Raw genomic sequence first — 19,162 nt, forward strand, 5'->3', positions numbered from 1 at the left:
ATTTTATTGTTTCGTAAACGCCCCAAATAAGGTGCTTAATACTTGTACTGCATTGTTGATTACATCTTCATTTTCTACAGGAATCTTCAGATAAACCTTTCCTGATTCATCTTTTTGCGTAATACTATCTATTAACTCTTTTGTTGCTTCCGGACTTTTTAAAGTCTTACCTAATTGCGCAAAAAAATTAATGCCATTCTGTAATAATTCCTGTGGTTGAGCATTTGGATTAGCCCCATTGACAGGCGTCTGATTGACTTCTTTTACATCATCATCCCCCATAAAGGTAGTAGCACCTTCGGGCGTATCTACCAGTATTTCATCAGGTAACTCATATTTAATGGTTTCTTCTTCATTGTCGGGTACTTCGGTTGCTTCTGTTGTAGCCTCTTGCGGTACAAGGTTTTCAACCGATTCCATGAATTTCTTAAACTGATCTTCACCGATAAAAATGGTATCTTCCCCTCTGTCTAACACACCCTTGGCCATCGCATCTTTAAACTGTAGCACATCGAGCATTCGTTGTTCGATAGTGCCTGTAGAAATCAGATTAATGATGGATACATTTTTTTCCTGACCCATGCGATAAATACGGGCTATGCGTTGCTCCAAAACTGCCGGATTCCACGGAATATCCAGATTAATCATTAATGAAGCATTCTGTAAATTCAAGCCGACACTTCCGGCATCGGTTGAAAGAAAAACTCGACTTTCAGGGTCATTCTGGAAATTTTCTAATAGCGTTTTCCGCTTGATACTTTCTACACCTCCGTATAAATACTCAAATTGTATATTCCTTTGTTCTAATTCCTGAGCCACCAACCGGGTCATTCGCTCCCATTGACTGAATATGACTACTTTTTCACCTGATGTCTCAAAGACTTCATCCAGAATGTTCATCACTTCATCAATCTTCGTATCATGTCTGGTTTTCTGGTCAAGAATATAGGTGCTATCGCATACCATACGCATCTGACTTAAAGTGATTACCAGACGCTTACGGTCAGTTTCATTCAGAAAGCCGGATCTTTTCCATTTATTTACCAGTTTTGCCACCTGATCTCCTAATTCATGATGGATTTTTGTCTGCTGCGGTGTCATTGGCACAAACAGGTTTTTATCCATGCGCTTAGGCAATTCCGAAAGTACTTCCTTCTTCGTTCTCCTGATTAATATATCTTTCAGATTCTCGGCTATTTTATTCAGATTCTTATAGCCAATTATCTGCCCCGACTCATCAACTATCTGGTGTTCATTCAGAAAACGATACATCGGCCCTAAACGGTACACATCAATAAACTGCATGATAGAATACAATTCTTCGAGTTTATTTTCTAAAGGTGTACCCGTCAATACAATCGAATAGGGCGTAACAATGCGTTTGATTTGTTGCGAAACCTTTGTCTTCCAGTTCTTGATGCGCTGGGCTTCATCCAGAATAACCAGATCTGGCTCCATGCGGTTGAGCCAATCTAAGTCGTAGGTCATCGTGTGGTAGCTTACTATCACATAAAAAGCATCACTTCGCCAATAGCGGTCTTTGCGTTTTTGTAAACTGCCCTCCACTACATATACACTACTATCTGTAAACTTTTCAATCTCGGCTTTCCATTGATATTTAAGTGAAGTAGGGCAAACAATCAGCACTCGATGGATACCTAGTTCTTTTTTATAGAGTTCGGCAGTGGCAATGGCTTGCAAGGTTTTACCCAAACCCATTTCATCCGCAATCAGGCTTTTGCCTGCCAGAGCAGCAAAAAATACACCTTTCCGCTGATAGGGAAAGAGTGTAGCTTTAATTAAATCGTCGAAATATTTATCGTTTTCTCCATCGGGCATGATGCGCCATAGATAATCTCTCCGGCGAATCTTGTCTCTTTCTGCAATTACCAAATCAACCGCATCAGGATAGCACCTGAAAGAATTACTTAAAGCCGCAGCCTTTTCTAAAAATAATTCAAAAACGCCAAAAGAGGCTTCTTTCAGGGTATTGTTGTCATCAAAATAAGTTTGAGCTAACTCTTCAAACTCTTCTTTTTTATTTGAACCAATACGTATTTTTATTTCTCGTCCTTCTCTGTAATCAACATATACTGAGGTGTAATGTGGATGAAAACCCTCTTTCATGGCTGTTTTAAAACCCTTCAACTGGCTCAGGTGATGCTTCACAGCACTAATATGTTTGCACACACCCAGGCGATTGGTTTTAAAATCAAAGCATTCACAGAAATTCTGACTATCATCAGCGCTTCTGATGGCTACTTTATATGTATTATTGGTTTGCGTATTTGTTACATGAAAATCTGAGAAGAATTCCTGTGTGCCCAGGTTAAGAATCTTGAATTCATGCTCATTATCTTCACCAAATTGCTTGCGGAGAGCCGTTTGCCATTGGTCAAGGCTCAGGTTTTCAGGCTTACGATAATAAGATATTTTCTTAGGACTTTCTACCTTAGTTTTCTTTGTAGATGTGCTTTTGGACGGTTTTTTGATTGCCATTTTTGAATATCAGGAGAATATCTAAAAAGTGCCCGAAGTTACAATTTTTTCATGATTCGGATAATTAAATCAGATTTGTTTGAGCGAATGTGTAGTTGCTACCTCAAACTGGCAGCTTTGCTCGCCCGAATCATATCGGCTATAAAATCAATGACGCTTGTATTGTTTTTGATAAGCTCTTCATAATTACGGTTTACTTCATAGTCTAAGTCCAGAAAGAAACCTTTGTTGACCTGATTAGGCATTCTATGCGTGATTTTATACAAAGGTGTATGTACAACAAATCGGGTATTAGGTAATTTGAAATCTTCCCATGTTCCGGCAAAGCTTCCCCAGCTTGCACCACCAACTGTCTGTCCGACAAATGCCTGACCAATACCTAAGTCTTTTGCTACATTAAGTGTAAAGGTGGTAGCCGAATAACAACCCGGATCTGTTATAAAATAGGTTTTGCCTGTATAAGCCAGCGCCTTTATCGGTTTCTGATTATTTCCGTTTCTGTTAACCCGATACATCAAATCTCCTTTTCGTTTCGGAAATCCCATCCAGAAAAATAGCGGTGGGGTAAGATAGTATGGCTTGGCAATAGCAAAATAGGCACTCTTTTTAAATCCTATGGTATCAATAATGGTAAAAGGTTTAGGCGACAGATATTTCAAAACACGTGAAATATTTGGGATATATCCTCCGCCATTCCCTCTGAAATCAATCATCAGGTGTTCAATGCCCTGATTTTTAATGGTCTTGAAACTATTTCTTAATACCCTTCTGAATTTATGCTGGTCAAAGTCAAGAAACTTACCCGTCATACTAAAAGTAGTAATGTCTAAAACCGCAATATGGTTAAGGCTATCAACTATTTTGATACAAAGATTGGGTCGGTTAAAAGCCTTATAACGTTTTTCGGAAATTTTATTGATTTGTCCGGTATTCAGACAGGCCAGCTTTTTTCTGAGAATCACATTGCCGTAGGGTAGGCGATAAGTAATTGATACTGAATCTATTTCGCCATATTGTCTTAAATAATAATTCGGAAATAAGCCTGTCGTATAATATTCTTTTACTGCTTCATTCCCCTTATCACTTGATACAAATACTTTCAGCTTTGCCATAATGGCATCAATCGGCTCATTATTGATTTTAATAACTTCCGAACCTCTGATAACGGTAGAATCCTGTGAGGTATTCAGGCTTATATAATAGCTATTCCCCAGTTTTCGTAAATAGAAAGGAATAAACTTTAACTTTTTGCGGTTGAAACGCTTACTATCAAATCTTATACCTGTATGTCCATCTTCTACAGCTGTTACTAATTGAGCTAATACCCGATAGGCTTCCAGATAAGTGAGCGGTTGGGTTAGACTATTATAAAGTGAGTCGTAGAGTCTTTCGTATTCTTTTTTGCCTGTATAATAGTACATGCCCGGATGTAATCTTTCAAACTTGCGTTTCAGCGCTGCCATATCTTTCCTTACTTCTTCTACCGAAAATGTCTGTTTCTGGGCATGGCAATAGAAGCTGATAAAAAAGCAAAACAGAATTAGCAGTTGTTTCATGAAGTACGCTGAAATTTTGTTGAAATCAGGAGATTTTTATCTCATAATTATCCGAATAGTAAATTAAGCAGAAAGATACGCCTTTCTGTTAATATTGAACTAACGAAAAAAAGCAGATTATCTGATTTTGATGTTCTTTTTAATCAGATCTAAAGTGAATTTCAGAACAGTATCTTCGTTGTTGAGGAAATCATCCAGATTGGCACTTACCTCAAAATCAGGTTGTAGAATAGGCTTATCGTATTTTTTAGCATCTACGTTATATAATATCCGTCCCAAAGGTAATGAGATTTCTAAAGAGGTATTTGGCAATTGAATGGTTGAAAATTGTGCTGCCGAACAGCCATCATACGCACCACCGCAACTCATTCCCACATAAGTACCTACGCCCATATTATGTAGTTTTGATACCAGCAAGGCTGCCGCCGAGAAAGTGCCTCCGTTCATCAGCACATATACATTCTTATTAAACCTGAATTCATCGTGCGGGCGTTGTTTCTGCACATATTTGCTTTCCAGAAACCCATCCTGATTTCTGACTGAAAACTCTGTATTCAGTCTTGAGGCCGCTTCTTTGGCATAGCCACCATCATATTTTTTATAATCCTGTTTCAGTCTTTGTAAACTTTCATCACGAAACCCCAAACGGTAAGCATCAAAAGGTTGATTGGTAAAATACCTGAGCAAAAAGATAGAATATTCTAATAGACCACCCGAATTACCACGTAAATCAAGAATCAGGTTTTCAATTTTATTCTCCTGCAACTTTCTGAAAATCTTCTTGGTTTCGCCCTCAAAATTTCCTCGGCTCATGCTATTGAAATCATACATAAAGGAGCGCACATCAACCATTGCCACTTTCCGGGTAGAGTCAATTACCCGAAAAGAAACCATACCAGTGGTGTCTTCATCTACATCGGGGTAACGGGTCTCCATCATTTTCTCCATAAAATAGGTGTCTTTGGCCTCTATTTTGGTCGTTTTAAGTTTTCCTTCTCCCTGTTTGCGATAACTGACGGTAAAAGACTCCTGCTCACCTTTCCATAAATAATACAATTTCCTGAATTCACGGATTGCATAATATTTCCGCGCATTCGGGTTAATACCATCTCCGTTATAATAGGATTTTTTCTCTAAGTTTTCTATGATTTTTTTGACAGGCTGTCCATCAATCTCAGTTATCTCTGTACCTCGTGTAATCTTCTTATCGGCCGAGTAATTTCTTGAAACCAATAGCTGGTCGTTAATGAGCCGCACGCTGAACGGAAAGTATCTGGGTCTTTCGGAAGAGGAGGTACTTTTAGCTAATAACCGACGGTCGAGCATCATATGCGTATGTCCGCAGCCAATGGCCTGTACCATAGGCAACAGTGCAAAATACGCTTCACGAAGTGTCATGCGCCCTTTAATGGTTTCAGCAATAGAATCGTGTAAAGCCTGATATTTTTCTTTGGAAATATACTTGTAAGGGTCGGGATGGTACTTCTCAATTTCGGTTTTTAAGGTAGACAAATCTTCTTTAATCTGCTCGCCCGAGTAAGACTGGGCAAAAGCAAATAAACTACTGAAAAGGAGTAAGTGTGTCAGGATATAAGTTAAAGTTCTTTTCATCGCAGGCCAAATTTCTTCCTCAAATCTAATAAAAAATCTGATTATTTCAAGCATTTGCCTCATTCGGATTCGCTCAGAGGGGTATCAGTTTTATTATATCGGGCAAATGTTCTATTATAATGAAATTTCGGGCGAAATATTATATAATTATTCCACTATTTATTACATACAAAGTCAGAGCAAAAGTCATGCATAAATTGATATAAGTCTGGAGGCTGGTGTAGAGGTATAAAACTGGTAAATAACAAATTCCAATACCTGCCTTTAGGCAATCTCCTGATTTTTTATTAATTTTGCGGCTTATTAAATCGTTCTTTGAACACCGATGCTTAACAGACGCCTCATACGGATTCGTGCGATGCAAGCCTTGTATGCTTATAAACAAGCTGAGGGTGCGAATTTCCAGTTATCATTAGACCTCATTGCAGATGATTTCGCTCCAGATTTAAATTCAATGGAATTTCAGGATCGCGAAAGATTAGAGGGATACAAAAAATTAGGACAACAATTGCTTCAGGAAGAGTTTTCCCGCAAGGAAGAAGATGATTTCGCTGTTCCGCAGGAAGTAAAAATGTCAGTAGAAAAAGCCAAAGATTTTTTTCTGCTTAAAAACAAAAAAGACATTGAACACTACGCCGGTAGAATGATACTGGAGGCTGAGAAGGTCTACGAATTATATCTACAAATCTTATTGCTCTTCATCGAATTGGCCGACCGTGGCGACGCCGATGATAGAAATGCTACTCAATCGAAATTATCTGATAACCAGATCATTAAAAAACTTCGTCAGGAAAGATTGCTCGAAACACAAGCCATTCGTCGTAATGTAAACTGGAGTACCGAACAGGTATTGATTGCCAAGTTGCATCGCGAGGTATTGCGTAACAATGCTCATTATATTGAGTATTGCGCCAAGAAAAATCATACTTTAGAAGAAGACTTCTCGTTTTTGAAATACTTGTTGAAGAATGTGATTCTGAAAAATGAATTAACATCGGAGTATTTTGAAAAACATGATTTGTATTGGATTGACGATATCGAGACCCTTCGCTCGGCTATTACGCATACTTTCCAGTCATTTGTTGAAGAAGGCAGATTTAAAATTGCGCTTTTAGACGAAGAATGGAATGAAAGAAAAGATTTTTTACAAACTTTATACCGGAAAAGTATTCTGGAGGAAAAAGACCTGGAAGAAATTCTGATTCCGAAGTTGAAAAACTGGGAAATCGAACGTATTTCAGAAACCGACCAGATATTATTGAAAATGGCTTTGGTTGAAATGATGAATTATCCGAGTATTCCGGTTAAGGTAACTATCAACGAAATCATTGAAATAGCCAAAGATTATAGTACGCCGAAGAGCGGACAATTTGTGAACGGTATTCTGGACAGTCTTTCTAAGGAATTGAAAGAGGCCGGTAAAATCCGCAAAAGCGGAAGAGGAATGTTAGACAATAAATAAATTGAATATTTCGACGAAAGAATTAATTTGCCGTCGAAAAAGGAATCAACAATTATCCACTATTAAATATCCCATCAGGGACACGGGTATTATGAGCAATTCATCAAGAACATTTATTTCATTTTTAGTAGGTGTGGCAACAGGAGCCGCTTTAGGTGTATTATATGCACCTGATAAAGGAGAAATCACTCGTGATAAACTGTCTTACCGATTGTCAAGGTATCGTGAGCAATTACAGAAATTTATCAATGACTTGATTGAACGAGGTGACGAAGTAGCCCTTGAGGTAGTAGGTGGCGATAGCTCTGCCAAAGCAGAAGGACAAAAGGTAGTAAGCGAAGCACGCCAAAAGGCTGAAAAATTATTGGAAGATGTAGAGTCTTTAATGAACCAGATAAAAGCAAAAAACTAATCAGACTACGATTTTAATTATAAGATAATGAAGAAAGTATTTTTGGGCCTGATTACTGCCGTAACTTTGGCCAGTCTGAATTTTTCGTGTAATCTCGTTGATTCAAAAGGAGAGAGTATGAGTAGTGAAGACTCATTAGCTGCTGTTCAGAATGCCCCTAAAATTGAATTCGATCACGAGAGTTTCGATTTTGGTACAATGAAAGAGGGCGATATAAAAGAGCATGAATTTGCCTTTAAAAATACAGGTAAAAGCCCTTTACAGATTACCAATGTACAGGTTCAATGTGGTTGTACGGTTGCTTCAAAACCTGAGGCTCCGGTAGGAGTAGGGCAGAAAGACAAAATTGTGGTGCGTTTTAACAGTTTAGGTAAAGTAGGTGTAAACAAAAAGTTTGTAACTATTTACTCAAATGCTGTTCCACCGCAGACGGTGCTATCATTTACAGCCGAGGTGTTAGGAGGTCAGAAATCTGATTCTGCACAGGCATTACTGAATAAAGTAAAAAAAATATTAAAATAACCCCCCACTAAAATAAACAATTCAAAATGGTACTATTACAAGCACAAGGCGGAGGCGGAATGATGTCAATAATCATGATGGTTGGCATGGTTGCAGTATTCTATTTCTTTATGATACGTCCGCAACAGAAAAAATCACAGGACCAGAAAAAAATGGTAGAAGAGCTGAAAGAAGGAGATGAAATAGTAACATTTGGCGGATTGCACGGCAAAATCGTTTCAAAAGACGAAACAACCGTTACGATTTCGGCAGGTGGCGGCGCAAGGTTGACTTTTGAAAAAACATCAATCGCAAGAAAAAAATAAGTAGCTATTGAGGCCCTTATTTGATTTTGTTGAATAAATAGCCATACAAGCGCTTTTAATTGTATGAATTTTAAAACATTAATCTTGTGTTTTTTAGCCGCTTCTATATTCTGGCTATTACATGCCCTGAATAAGTCGGGCTATACAACCAAGATCAATTATCCTTTAGAGATAATTTATAACGATTCTCTTTATATTCCGGTTACTCCGTTGCCCAAAACCATCAGAGTAAGTTTGTCGAGTACAGGGTGGAATTTATTAAAAAATAACCTTTCTTTCAATACGTCACCTCTTTTATACGAGCTTGCAAACCCGGTGAAAGAGAGACAATTGAATACAACTGTTTTAACCGAAAAGCTTTCAGCTTTGCTGAAAGACTCGAAAATTAACTACATTGTTACAGATACATTTGCGCTGAATTTCGAAAGGAAATATACCAGAAGAATCAGGCTAAAAGTAGATAGTCTGGGTGTAGATTTAGAGAAAAATTTTGTGATAGCCAGCCTGATTACTGTAACACCTGCTGAGGTATTAGTAGAAGGCCCTGCATCAGCTCTGAAAGATTATCAGGATACCTTTTATCTGAAAGTACCTGCTAAGAATCTGGCTATCAACTTTGATGATAAAATAAGCATTCCATTACCGAAAAACCCGCTGGTGAAAATCAATGCAGAAAAAGCAACAGTAAGTTTTGAAGTAGCCGAATTGCTGAAATAAATGATTTTCGTTTGCATGAGCAAACAATTTCAATCATATTAGTAACGAGATGATTATATAGCCTGATCATCTCGTTTTCAAATCTTCATCCTAATTCATTGACCGATGCCATCAGAAACCGCTCGTCGTTCGCAGGCCACGCCTCTAAAAGATGCCATCGAAGCATTTCTGAGGACTTTTAATTTGAAATCGAAGTTCAATGAAACTTATCTTCAGGCTTTCTGGGAACGTATGATGGGCAAAGTTATCGCTTCCCGTACCAAAGAAATCTACGTTAAAAATCGCGTACTATACCTACGGATAGATTCATCTCCTTTACGTCAGGAGCTTTTTATGGCTAAAACCAAACTGATTGATCTGGTTAATAAAGACGTAGGTGAGTCGGTGGTAGATGATGTCATTTTTTTATAAGCTCACACTAAACCTTTTTTAACTACATATTTGTTAAATTGCTAAAACAATTAACAATTACACTAGAAAGGTCTCAATACTATGAGCAAGAAAAATGTATTGGTCGAAAACGAACGTAATCGTCAGGATTTAGGGTTTGGCACAAAACTAACCGATCGGCGTAAAAGGCTACTCCGACAAGACGGTCAATTCAATGTAAAACGTAAAGGTCAGTCATTTGAAGCCTGGCTGAATATCTACAACCGGTTTATCATGATGCCCTGGAAATATTTTTTCCTCATCGTATTGCTGGTATATCTCATCCTCAATTTTATTTTTGCCATAACCTATTATATGATTGGCGTAGAGCACCTGATTGGTGTGAATATGACAAGTACACATTCGCAATTCTGGGATGCTTTCTTTTTCAGTGCGCAGTCATTGACTACCGTGGGCTATGGGCGTATCTCACCTGATGGTTTTGCTGCCAGTTGGGTATCAAGTATTGAGTCATTAATGGGGCTCATGATGTTTGCCATTGTAACTGGCTTACTATATGGGCGTTTTTCAAAACCCAACGCCCGCATTCTGTTTAGTGGAAATGCCCTGATTGCACCTTATCTAAACATCAATGCCTTGATGTTCAGAATGGTAAATGAAAGAAGCAATCAGTTGATAAATATGGAAGTCAGCATGGTTTTTTCGAAGATTGAGGTTCGAAATGGAGTGCCAAACAGAAGATATTATGCTTTACCTTTGGAAAGAGCAAAGGTGAATTTTTTCCCTACCGACTGGACGATTGTTCATCCATTGACAGAAGATAGCCCATTATATAATGAAACGCCTGAATCATTAGCTGGAAGTGATGCCGAGTTTATGATAGCGATTCAAGGCATAGATGATACCTTTGCCGATGCGGTATATGTACGTCATTCATATAAATCAGAAGAGTTGGTATGGGGAGCCAAATTTACACCGATGATTGAAGATGACGGCGAGGAAATGTATGTATTAGATTTAAAGAAAGTAGGCAATTATAAATCTGCCGACTTGAATTATTAAAAACAGAAAGATTTGAAATCATTAATTGCTCCACCAGGCTTAAAAAAAGGTGATAAAGTGGCCATTGTGGCCATGGCTAGTAAGCTGAATCCCGACGATATTCAGTCGGCCATTTTGTTTATGCAGAATAACTGGGGCCTAGAAGTAGTAGTAGGTGAATCGGTCAGTGCAAGCTATTATGGATTTGCAGGGACAGATGAGGTGCGTACCAGTGATTTTCAAAAAATGCTCGATGACACATCTATCAGGGCTATTTTTTCAGCACGTGGAGGCTATGGAAGCTCACGTATGATAGACACCATAGATTTTACAGTTTTCAAACAAAATCCTAAATGGGTTATTGGTTTTTCTGATATTACTGCTATAAATAGCCATGTTCAATCTTTAGGTTTTCAGAGTTTGCATGCACCTATGCCCAAGACTTTTATGAAAGACGATTATTCGCTGAAAACTTTGCAGTCTTTTCTCTTTGATAATGGGATGAATTATGAAATAAGTTCTGATGCTTTAAATAAAAATGGTAACGCAGAGGGACAGATAACAGGTGGTAACCTGTGCTTATTGGCACATCTGATTGGCTCACCATCAGATATTAGCTGGGATGGGAAAATCCTGTTTATTGAGGATGTAAGTGAATATTTATATAATATTGACCGCATGATGATTCAGCTAAAAAGAGCAGGGAAACTGAAAAATCTGAAAGGGTTAATTGCTGCCTCATTTACTGATAGCAAAGAAAATGGTGAGCCTTTCGGAAAAACAGCCTATGAAATTATTGCCGAACACGTGGCTGAATATGATTACCCGGTTAGTTATGGTTTCCCGATAGGGCATGATACCGCCAACTGGACAATTCCTTGTGGAAGAATGGCAACGCTGGAAGTAGATAGAACGAAAAGTGCACTGATATTTCAGGAAATAATCAGTTAAATTAACTACCTTGTACCCATAAACTTAAACACAAAACCATGGAAATACTGTCTAAAATTCTGATTGGCGTAGTAGCCCTTGAACATATCTATATCTTATACCTTGAAATGTTTGCCTGGACAACCAGAGGCCCAAAAGTATTTAAAACATTTCCAGCAGAATTATTCCCTAAAACAGTTTCTTTAGCTGCTAATCAGGGTTTATACAATGGTTTCTTATCAGCAGGCTTAATCTGGTCTTTATTAATTAATGACTCCGTTTGGAGTAAAAACGTAGCATATTTCTTCTTAGGATGTGTAATAGTGGCAGGTATTTATGGCGCTATGACAGCAAGCAAAAGAATATTTGTAGTACAAGCTGTTCCGGCTATTCTTGCCCTTCTTTTTACATTGTTTGCCTGATTAAAAATCGTGTAATATGGTGCGCATTTAGTGTACATTGTGGCAAAAAACATAGATAATTCATTCACATAACAAAAATGTTCTTCGGCTAAAATTTATAATCCTTAGCAAAATACCTTACACATAATTTTCTATATTTGCATAACAGTATGCTTGCATACTTTATCGGAATAAGCATATGCTAGAAGAGAAAATAGAGAAATCAGTTGCGTTTCTGGCTGGTGATTTAGCGAAACTTCAGGATTCTTTCTATATCATCGGTAGTTCGGCACTGGTTCTGGCAGGAATTCCTTTAGAAGCAACAGATGATGTTGATTTATTGACTTCGTATAAGGATGCAGATTTCCTGAAAAAACACTGGAAAGCCAATCAGGTGGGGGAGTATTCGCCTAAAGATTCAGATAGGTTTCGTTCTAATTTTGGAAGGTTTCAATGGGATACGGTCCTGGTCGAGGTGATGGGTGATTTAGAAGTATTTGATACAAATGGATGGGGAAAACTAGAGATAAAAGACTATTTTGAAATTAATGTCAATCAATTATCTATTAGAATTCCTACACTTCTAGAGCAGGAGCGGATATTCCGACTTTTTGGAAGACCAAAAGATTTAGCAAAAGCAGATATAATTACAACGCATATAAAATTCAACCCTAAAAATGGAAATTAATTATAAAATTGAAAACAATGTGGCGATTATCAGTTGGAACATGACCACCTCGCCCATGAATGTATTGAATGATATTTCTATTCCTGAATTTGAATCACATCTGCAAAACGCTTATGCTGATCCGGAAGTAAAAGGCATTGTGATTACCTCTGAAAAAAATGAATTCATTGCAGGGGCTGATGTGAAAATGCTTTTGAAAAACAACGACAAAGACCCTTCTGAAACCTATAAATTTTCACTTGATTTCAATAATATCTTCCGCAGATTAGAAACCTGTGGCAAACCAGTTGTAGCGGCTATTAATGGCACAGCCTTGGGTGGTGGCTATGAGGTATGTCTTTCATGCCATTATCGTATTGCTTTAGATAACCCAAAAGTACAAATCGGCTTACCGGAAGTGCAATTAGGTTTATTGCCTGGCGGCGGCGGTACGCAACGTCTGCCACGTATTATAGGAATGGAACCCGCCTTGATGCTGATGGTAGAGGGCAAGCGTGTAAGCCCCAAAGAAGCATTAGGATACGGTATGGTAAACGATTTGGCTGGCACAAGGGAAGAGTTGATGGAAAAAGCCATCAAATGGGTATTAGCTAATCCAAATGCAATTCAACCCTGGGACGAAATTGATAAGAAGACCGGAGCCATTAAAGCCCGTGAGAATTATAAAGTACCGGGAGGAAATGTGCAATCGCCAACAGGGATGCGCACTTTTGCTGGCGGAACGGCCATGATTATGGATAAAACCAAAGGCAATTATCCGGCCCCGATTGAGATTCTGTCTTGTGTATATGAAGGCTTGCAGGTAAATATGGATAGAGCCATAGCGGTTGAGGTAAGACACTTTGTAAAAGTAGCCACCTCAAAAGAAGCCAAAAACCTGATAGGCGTGATGTTTTTAGGTAAAAATGAAGCTGATAAAGGCGCTAGTCGCCCGAAAGATGTACCCAAAACCGAAGTAAAGAAACTGGGTATTTTAGGGGCAGGTTTTATGGGGTCAGGTATTGCCTACGTTTCAGCTATGGCGGGTATTGAGGTGGTATTGAAAGATGTAAGTGTAGAAGGTGCCGAGAAAGGGAAAGATTATTCAAGAAGTTTAATAAAAAAAGGGATAGAGAGAGGCAAAACAACGGCTGAAAAGGGTGAACAACTATTAAACCTGATAAAGGCAACAGATAAAACAGAAGAGCTGAAAGGTTGTGACCTGATAATTGAAGCTGTTTTTGAGAATCGCGAGCTGAAAGCAACTGTCACCAAAGAGGCAGAACCAATGTTGGCAGAAGGAGGCGTATTTGGCTCAAATACCTCAACGCTTCCAATCTCAGGGCTAGCAAAAGCCTCAGCGAAACCTGAAAACTTTATTGGTATCCACTTCTTTTCACCAGTCGATAAAATGATGCTGGTAGAATTGATTCGTGGCAAAGAAACATCTGATTATGCAGTGGCTTTGGCAGTAGATTATGTGAAAAAAATAAGAAAAACACCGATTGTAGTCAATGATTCCAGAGGATTCTATACTTCTCGTTGTTTCAGTACTTATACTTCTGAGGGCATTGCTTTATTGAAAGATGGTGTTGACCCGATATTAATTGAGAATGCCGGAAAAAATGCAGGTATGCCAGTAGGGGCATTGGCAGTTTCAGACGAAGTAGCTTTAGATTTAGCCTTAAAAATCTCAAAACAAGCCATCAATGATGGTGCTTTGGCAGAAGATGATGCTACCTATCAGGTAACTAAATTAATGGTAGAAGATTTGGGAAGATCAGGGAAGAAGAATAAAAAAGGCTTTTATGAATATCCTTCAGATGGTAAAAAATACCTTTGGGAAGGATTGTCTGAGCATTTTCCTGTGTCAGAGAACCAACCGGATATAGATGAAGTAAAAAAACGTTTATTATATCGTCAGGTAGTAGAATCGATTCGTTGTATAGATGAGGGCGTATTGATTACCAAATTAGATGGTAATATCGGTTCAATCCTTGCCTGGGGATTCCCGGCATATGCGGGCGGAACGCTCAATTTTCCTGATTTTATAGGTATAGAAACATTCCTGAAGGAAGTGGATAGATTGGCGGATACTTATGGCGAGCGATTCAGACTGACTGCCCAACAAAAAGAATTAGTAAAGACTTTATAATTACACCAGCATAATTTTAAGAATAACGAGAGAGAGATGGCTGATAAGAGGTGGTCATATAAACCTGTTCCTGACCGGGAGATAGTTAAATCATTGACTAAAGAATTAAGTGTGGAAGAAACCCTTGCCAATATGTTGGTTCAAAGGGGGATTTATGATTTTGAACAGGCCAAAAACTTCTTTCGCCCTCAACTACAACAACTTCACGACCCATTTCTGATGGCCGATATGGCCAATGCCGTGGCACGCATTGAAGAAGCTATAAGCCTGCAACAGAAAATCATGATTTATGGTGATTATGATGTGGACGGCACCACGGCAGTAGCTTTAGTGTATGGATTTCTATCAACTTTTTATACGAACCTTGAATATTATAATCCCGACCGTTACACGGAGGGTTATGGGGTTTCTTTGCAAGGCATTGAATGGGCTGCAGAACAAGGTGTTTCATTGATTATCTGCCTTGATTGCGGTATTAAAGCACAAGACAAGGTGAAAATTGCCAAAGAGCAATATAATATCGATTTCATCATCTGTGATCACCATGAGCCAGATGATCATCTACCCGAGGCAGTAGCGGTTCTTGACCCCAAACGAAAGGATTGTTCTTATCCTTATAAGGAACTGACTGGTAATGGCGTGGGATTTAAATTACTGCAGGCCTATTCCATAAAAAATAATATTCCCTTAGAAAAACTCTATGAATTTATTGACCTCTGCGTAGTAAGTATTGCTTCTGATATTGTGCCGATTACAGGTGAAAATAGAATTTTAGCCTATTACGGTTTAAAAAAACTCAATGAAAACCCTCGGACAGGATTAAAAGCACTGAAAGATGTAGCGGACTTTAAGAGTAATATGAGCATCGAGAATGTGGTGTTTATCTTAGGCCCACGTATCAATGCCGCAGGTCGTATCAAACACGCTAAAGCTTCTGTAAAATTACTATTATCCGACAATTTTGATGAAGCATTAGAATTTGCTCGCGAAATACAGAAGCATAATATCGAGCGCCGTGGCTTTGATACCCGAATGACTGAGGAGGCGCTCTCTATGATTGAGGGAGACGATTGGTTAATAAATACAGCTAAAAGTACAGTACTTTATAGAGAAGACTGGCACAAGGGAGTTATAGGTATTGTAGCCAGCCGATGTATTGAGAAATATTATCGTCCGACTATCATCTTTACCAAAACCAAGGAAACAATGGCGGCTGGTTCTGCCAGATCTGTATCAGGTTTTGATTTATATGCTGCCATTGAAGAATGCTCACACTTATTAGAGCAATTCGGTGGTCATAAGCATGCGGCGGGCATGACGCTTGCCATTGATAATATTCAGCTTTTTCAGCAAGAGTTTGATAAAATCGTGGCAAAAAATATTACAGAAGAACAATTGACTCCTGTAATCAGCGTCGATTTAAAAATCAGACTAGCCGATATATCCCCTAAGTTCTATCGTATCATCAATCAGATGGCACCTTTCGGGCCTGAAAATATGCAGCCTGTTTTCGTAACAGAAAACCTGACTTTGAAATATACACCCCGCATCATGAAAGAAAAACACCTGAAACTGGAGCTTTTTGAAGAACAGACAGGGGCTATTCTTACGGCTGTTGGTTTCGGTATGGTAGAAGAGCATTATAAAAGACTCATTGAACAAAAGTATTTCAGAATTGCCTATCAGATTGAAGAAAATACCTTCAATAATAAAACGACCCTGCAATTGATGTTGAAGGATATTAAATATTATAATTAAGCCAAGAGTGTACTGCTGCTATACTCTTAGAAACACGGGGAAACCAGGTTTACAATAAACTATTTAAAAACTATTATATAAATATTTGGAATGATTGACTATTTTAAATATACGAATCGGAGAGGACACGATCACTATTTCAGGGCAGTAGAGACTGCAAAAGGGAAATTAAGATATTATATTGTAAAAAATAAGGTAGGTTATACGGATTTAATTGAAGAAATACCAAATGGATATGAGGTAGTAGAATTGCCTGAAGAAGGGCGAGTGATTTTTAGAAAAAAGATCCCTAAAAAGATTACTGAAGAAGAAAAGCTAATAGTTGAAGATGCGGTCAGAGAATTATCAGCTTTTAATGATTTTATCATTTTCGTTGAAAACAATCAGATTATTGTCTTTTATTCACAGTTTAATTCCATAGCAGGACAGGAGGAAAACCTTACAGCTGAAGAGGCAGATGAATTGTATTATGGTGAGACTAGAAAATGGAAACGATATTTTGAAGCAATGTTTTTTACAATTATTGACGAGAAAAAACGTATTTTTTCTGTGGCAAGACCTGTGTTTTTACAGTTGTTTAGCAGAGATATTGCTGTATTAGAAGAATCAGATGATTTAATGTATCTGGCAGATAAGTATTGTCAACATTTAGGAAAGTCTACTTTTTTTGATTTGATTCCTGCTGAATGGGAAGAGGATGAATAGAGCCAAAGTAAACATGGCGAGCCGTTTTTTTGTGAATAAGCATAGGCGTACCACGTTGGACTTTGCTACACTTTTCTAAATTTTTTCGAAATCCCCAATTCTTGCCAAGACCCGCTTTGCTTGCTGAATATGCCTTGCATCATGAGCAATGATAAACTGAAAAACATCTCCTAATTTCAGTTTTATCCACTTAGCAATAGAAATCGGGACATAGATTTTATCTAAATCAAGATTACGTGCCTGTTTAAGGTACTTCAACAATGTTTCCTGGTGCTCAATAAACTCTGCTAATACCTTGTGTGCATCAAGATTCACTGCAGGAATATGTCCTTTGAATGCCTTATATTTTTTAGTGTTTGAAGGGAGCATCATTTTAGTAAAATAACTACCCAACCATGAGCCTTTAAAAATAAGACTTGCCGATTTTTCTCCACTTTTATCTATGGCAGTTTTGATTTGTGGCAGATAATACTGACCATAACTATTGAGGTGTTCAAAGCATTGTGCAATACTCCAACCTCCGTTTTCAGGAACTTGCAATAAAATCGTTTCATTTAGATTCTGGAATGTAAGTATCGCTGCTTGTAGATGTTTTTCCATGCTATTTTCTAATGATTCTATCAATTGTATTTTATTAACCTGTGCCATCGTGTTTTCTGATTTAATAAAGATTATGCTACAAAATTCAGAATCCTGACCGATAAAAATCTTGGTATTTACCAAGATTACATAAGCTACTTCTAAATCTTTATCTTATTGATGAATTTACTGAAATTAGTCGCATCAATCCCCAGATAATTAGCCAGATATTTATGAGGCACTAATTGCAGAATATGAGGGCTGCGCTGAAGCAATTGAGTGAAACGCTCTTCTGCAGAATAACACTGTAATTCTACTAACCTTGTCAATAATCCGGATATAGTATGAGTAATGCCTTGTCTGATTAATATTTCAATAGCAGGGCTGGTTTGCATCAATAGCTGTAATTCTGAAAAAGGCGCTCTTAAAAAAGAAGAGGGGGTAAGAGTTTCATAAAAATACTTTGATTCTGTTTGTAATAATAGCGAATCAAGCACCCCACCAAATGATGGATTATAGGTGAAAACTACTGTAGCTTCGCGGTTTTGCTCATCAAAATAATATACTCTTTGTACCCCATCTACTATAAAGTATAAATACTTCTCTTTTTCACCAGTAGCTGTAATAATTTCTTTTCTTTTAGCTGAAAAAGGTTTCCATAATTTTGAAAACTCTTCCCAGTCAGCATCAGAAAGCGGATTTATCCCAAAAACCAATTGCTTGAGTTGTAGGAGTGGGTTTGACATACAATTAAAAGAGTTAGATTTCTACTAAGAAATAATGGATAAGTAATTATCAGGAATCTCAACAAAATTAAGGGCATTTCTTTATCTTGGTACATCAAAAATGCTTGGCTATGAAATTATTTAAAAAATATTCTTCTCTATACAACCATCCGCCTTCTTGCATGGCACTTTAGTATAAAGATGCACTAACCCTTTTTGAATGACTGAAGCTGAACTAATCAAGGCCTGTTTAGAGAACAACCGGTTTGCCCAACGAACGCTCTACGATCGTTATAAGCGAGCTATGTACACACTGGCGTACAGGCTTACGAATGACTTCGACGATGCCAACGATGTGTTGCAAGATGCGTTCCTGGATGTCTTCAGAAAATTAGAGAATTATAGGCGTGAAGCTACTTTAGGAGCCTGGATTCGTGCCATTGTGGTACGAAAAGCCTACCGAAAATTAGAAAAACCAAAGATGTGGCAGCTAATAGAAGAGATACCAGAACACTCTTCGATTGATTGGGGAGAATCAATGAATGCTGAATATCTCGAAAAAGCAATTCAGGCCTTACCCGAGGGTTTTCGGACAGTGTTTGTTCTGATTGAAATAGAGGGATATACGCACAAGGAAACAGCAGAGACATTAGGTATATCAGAAGGCACTTCAAAGTCACAGCTTTTTTATGCCAAAAAGAAATTAAGAGAAATGCTTAAAAATTGA

The 19,162-nt window shown here is 38.0% G+C and carries 19 protein-coding genes; 14 read left to right on the top strand and 5 right to left on the bottom strand.

Annotation, left to right across the window (positions count from 1 at the left end):
• Positions 1-3 precede the first annotated feature (3 nt).
• The 3 genes from ACYVFA_RS11795 to ACYVFA_RS11805 all read right to left on the bottom strand — a co-directional run bounded on the left by ACYVFA_RS11795 (position 4) and on the right by ACYVFA_RS11805 (position 5,666).
• Positions 4-2,499 (bottom strand): DEAD/DEAH box helicase, encoded by a 2,496-nt coding sequence (locus tag ACYVFA_RS11795; RefSeq protein ID WP_460472024.1) that lies wholly within the window; start codon positions 2,497-2,499, stop codon positions 4-6.
• Positions 2,500-2,597: 98 nt separating this feature from the next.
• Complete coding sequence (locus ACYVFA_RS11800; RefSeq protein WP_460472025.1) at positions 2,598-4,055, bottom strand: S41 family peptidase; 1,458 nt, start codon at positions 4,053-4,055, stop codon at positions 2,598-2,600.
• 117 nt (positions 4,056-4,172) lie between these two features.
• Positions 4,173-5,666: a S41 family peptidase gene (locus ACYVFA_RS11805; RefSeq protein ID WP_460472026.1), complete on the bottom strand. Its 1,494-nt coding sequence runs from the start codon at positions 5,664-5,666 to the stop codon at positions 4,173-4,175.
• A 325-nt stretch (positions 5,667-5,991) separates the two neighbouring features.
• Here ACYVFA_RS11805 and nusB point away from each other — a divergent pair, with 325 nt between their 5' ends.
• The 13 genes from nusB to ACYVFA_RS11870 all read left to right on the top strand — a co-directional run bounded on the left by nusB (position 5,992) and on the right by ACYVFA_RS11870 (position 17,131).
• Positions 5,992-7,128, top strand: coding sequence for a transcription antitermination protein NusB (nusB, locus tag ACYVFA_RS11810; RefSeq protein WP_460472027.1), 1,137 nt, complete (start codon positions 5,992-5,994; stop codon positions 7,126-7,128).
• Between the two features lie 91 nt (positions 7,129-7,219).
• Positions 7,220-7,540: a YtxH domain-containing protein gene (locus ACYVFA_RS11815; RefSeq protein ID WP_460472028.1), complete on the top strand. Its 321-nt coding sequence runs from the start codon at positions 7,220-7,222 to the stop codon at positions 7,538-7,540.
• Positions 7,541-7,567: 27 nt separating this feature from the next.
• Positions 7,568-8,062, top strand: a complete 495-nt coding sequence (locus ACYVFA_RS11820; protein ID WP_460472029.1) for a DUF1573 domain-containing protein — start codon at positions 7,568-7,570, stop codon at positions 8,060-8,062.
• A gap of 26 nt (positions 8,063-8,088) precedes the next feature.
• A complete protein-coding gene (gene yajC, locus ACYVFA_RS11825) occupies positions 8,089-8,367 on the top strand; it encodes a preprotein translocase subunit YajC (RefSeq protein WP_460472030.1) in 279 nt (92 codons plus the stop codon).
• Positions 8,368-8,430: 63 nt separating this feature from the next.
• A complete protein-coding gene (locus ACYVFA_RS11830) occupies positions 8,431-9,084 on the top strand; it encodes a YbbR-like domain-containing protein (RefSeq protein WP_460472031.1) in 654 nt (217 codons plus the stop codon).
• A 105-nt stretch (positions 9,085-9,189) separates the two neighbouring features.
• Positions 9,190-9,495 carry a DciA family protein gene (locus ACYVFA_RS11835; RefSeq protein ID WP_116983891.1) on the top strand — a complete coding sequence of 102 codons (306 nt, stop codon included), beginning with the start codon at positions 9,190-9,192 and terminating at the stop codon, positions 9,493-9,495.
• A gap of 81 nt (positions 9,496-9,576) precedes the next feature.
• The gene (locus tag ACYVFA_RS11840; protein WP_460472032.1) at positions 9,577-10,536 is read left to right on the top strand and encodes an ion channel; all 960 of its coding nucleotides are present in this window, start codon (positions 9,577-9,579) and stop codon (positions 10,534-10,536) included.
• Between the two features lie 12 nt (positions 10,537-10,548).
• Positions 10,549-11,466 (top strand): S66 peptidase family protein, encoded by a 918-nt coding sequence (locus ACYVFA_RS11845; RefSeq protein ID WP_460472033.1) that lies wholly within the window; start codon positions 10,549-10,551, stop codon positions 11,464-11,466.
• A 38-nt stretch (positions 11,467-11,504) separates the two neighbouring features.
• Positions 11,505-11,867 (top strand): DUF1304 domain-containing protein, encoded by a 363-nt coding sequence (locus ACYVFA_RS11850; protein ID WP_460472034.1) that lies wholly within the window; start codon positions 11,505-11,507, stop codon positions 11,865-11,867.
• Positions 11,868-12,045: 178 nt separating this feature from the next.
• Positions 12,046-12,534 (top strand): nucleotidyltransferase family protein, encoded by a 489-nt coding sequence (locus tag ACYVFA_RS11855; protein ID WP_460472035.1) that lies wholly within the window; start codon positions 12,046-12,048, stop codon positions 12,532-12,534.
• Positions 12,524-14,668 carry a fatty acid beta-oxidation multifunctional protein gene (locus tag ACYVFA_RS11860; protein ID WP_460472036.1) on the top strand — a complete coding sequence of 715 codons (2,145 nt, stop codon included), beginning with the start codon at positions 12,524-12,526 and terminating at the stop codon, positions 14,666-14,668. The genes ACYVFA_RS11855 and ACYVFA_RS11860 overlap by 11 nt, the downstream gene beginning before the upstream one ends.
• Before the next feature lie 36 nt (positions 14,669-14,704).
• Entirely contained in the window at positions 14,705-16,426 is a 1,722-nt protein-coding gene (gene recJ / locus ACYVFA_RS11865; protein WP_460472037.1) for a single-stranded-DNA-specific exonuclease RecJ, read from the top strand.
• Between the two features lie 90 nt (positions 16,427-16,516).
• The gene (locus ACYVFA_RS11870) at positions 16,517-17,131 is read left to right on the top strand and encodes a hypothetical protein (protein WP_460472038.1); all 615 of its coding nucleotides are present in this window, start codon (positions 16,517-16,519) and stop codon (positions 17,129-17,131) included.
• A gap of 75 nt (positions 17,132-17,206) precedes the next feature.
• On the opposite strand, the gene ACYVFA_RS11875 is transcribed toward ACYVFA_RS11870, so the two are convergent.
• The gene (locus tag ACYVFA_RS11875) at positions 17,207-17,779 is read right to left on the bottom strand and encodes a DinB family protein (protein ID WP_460472039.1); all 573 of its coding nucleotides are present in this window, start codon (positions 17,777-17,779) and stop codon (positions 17,207-17,209) included.
• Between the two features lie 92 nt (positions 17,780-17,871).
• Positions 17,872-18,456 carry a Crp/Fnr family transcriptional regulator gene (locus ACYVFA_RS11880; RefSeq protein WP_460472040.1) on the bottom strand — a complete coding sequence of 195 codons (585 nt, stop codon included), beginning with the start codon at positions 18,454-18,456 and terminating at the stop codon, positions 17,872-17,874.
• A gap of 199 nt (positions 18,457-18,655) precedes the next feature.
• Here ACYVFA_RS11880 and ACYVFA_RS11885 point away from each other — a divergent pair, with 199 nt between their 5' ends.
• Complete coding sequence (locus tag ACYVFA_RS11885) at positions 18,656-19,162, top strand: RNA polymerase sigma factor (protein WP_460472041.1); 507 nt, start codon at positions 18,656-18,658, stop codon at positions 19,160-19,162.

The organism is Emticicia fontis (genome assembly GCF_054779675.1).

Coding starts and splice junctions, on each gene's coding strand:
- ACYVFA_RS11795 (WP_460472024.1), bottom strand. CDS start 2,499: ATGGCAATCAAAAAACCGTCCAAAAGCACATCTACAAAGAAAACTAAG.
- ACYVFA_RS11800 (WP_460472025.1), bottom strand. CDS start 4,055: ATGAAACAACTGCTAATTCTGTTTTGCTTTTTTATCAGCTTCTATTGC.
- ACYVFA_RS11805 (WP_460472026.1), bottom strand. CDS start 5,666: ATGAAAAGAACTTTAACTTATATCCTGACACACTTACTCCTTTTCAGT.
- nusB (WP_460472027.1), top strand. CDS start 5,992: ATGCTTAACAGACGCCTCATACGGATTCGTGCGATGCAAGCCTTGTAT.
- ACYVFA_RS11815 (WP_460472028.1), top strand. CDS start 7,220: ATGAGCAATTCATCAAGAACATTTATTTCATTTTTAGTAGGTGTGGCA.
- ACYVFA_RS11820 (WP_460472029.1), top strand. CDS start 7,568: ATGAAGAAAGTATTTTTGGGCCTGATTACTGCCGTAACTTTGGCCAGT.
- yajC (WP_460472030.1), top strand. CDS start 8,089: ATGGTACTATTACAAGCACAAGGCGGAGGCGGAATGATGTCAATAATC.
- ACYVFA_RS11830 (WP_460472031.1), top strand. CDS start 8,431: ATGAATTTTAAAACATTAATCTTGTGTTTTTTAGCCGCTTCTATATTC.
- ACYVFA_RS11835 (WP_116983891.1), top strand. CDS start 9,190: ATGCCATCAGAAACCGCTCGTCGTTCGCAGGCCACGCCTCTAAAAGAT.
- ACYVFA_RS11840 (WP_460472032.1), top strand. CDS start 9,577: ATGAGCAAGAAAAATGTATTGGTCGAAAACGAACGTAATCGTCAGGAT.
- ACYVFA_RS11850 (WP_460472034.1), top strand. CDS start 11,505: ATGGAAATACTGTCTAAAATTCTGATTGGCGTAGTAGCCCTTGAACAT.
- ACYVFA_RS11855 (WP_460472035.1), top strand. CDS start 12,046: ATGCTAGAAGAGAAAATAGAGAAATCAGTTGCGTTTCTGGCTGGTGAT.
- ACYVFA_RS11860 (WP_460472036.1), top strand. CDS start 12,524: ATGGAAATTAATTATAAAATTGAAAACAATGTGGCGATTATCAGTTGG.
- recJ (WP_460472037.1), top strand. CDS start 14,705: ATGGCTGATAAGAGGTGGTCATATAAACCTGTTCCTGACCGGGAGATA.
- ACYVFA_RS11870 (WP_460472038.1), top strand. CDS start 16,517: ATGATTGACTATTTTAAATATACGAATCGGAGAGGACACGATCACTAT.
- ACYVFA_RS11875 (WP_460472039.1), bottom strand. CDS start 17,779: ATGGCACAGGTTAATAAAATACAATTGATAGAATCATTAGAAAATAGC.
- ACYVFA_RS11880 (WP_460472040.1), bottom strand. CDS start 18,456: ATGTCAAACCCACTCCTACAACTCAAGCAATTGGTTTTTGGGATAAAT.
- ACYVFA_RS11885 (WP_460472041.1), top strand. CDS start 18,656: ATGACTGAAGCTGAACTAATCAAGGCCTGTTTAGAGAACAACCGGTTT.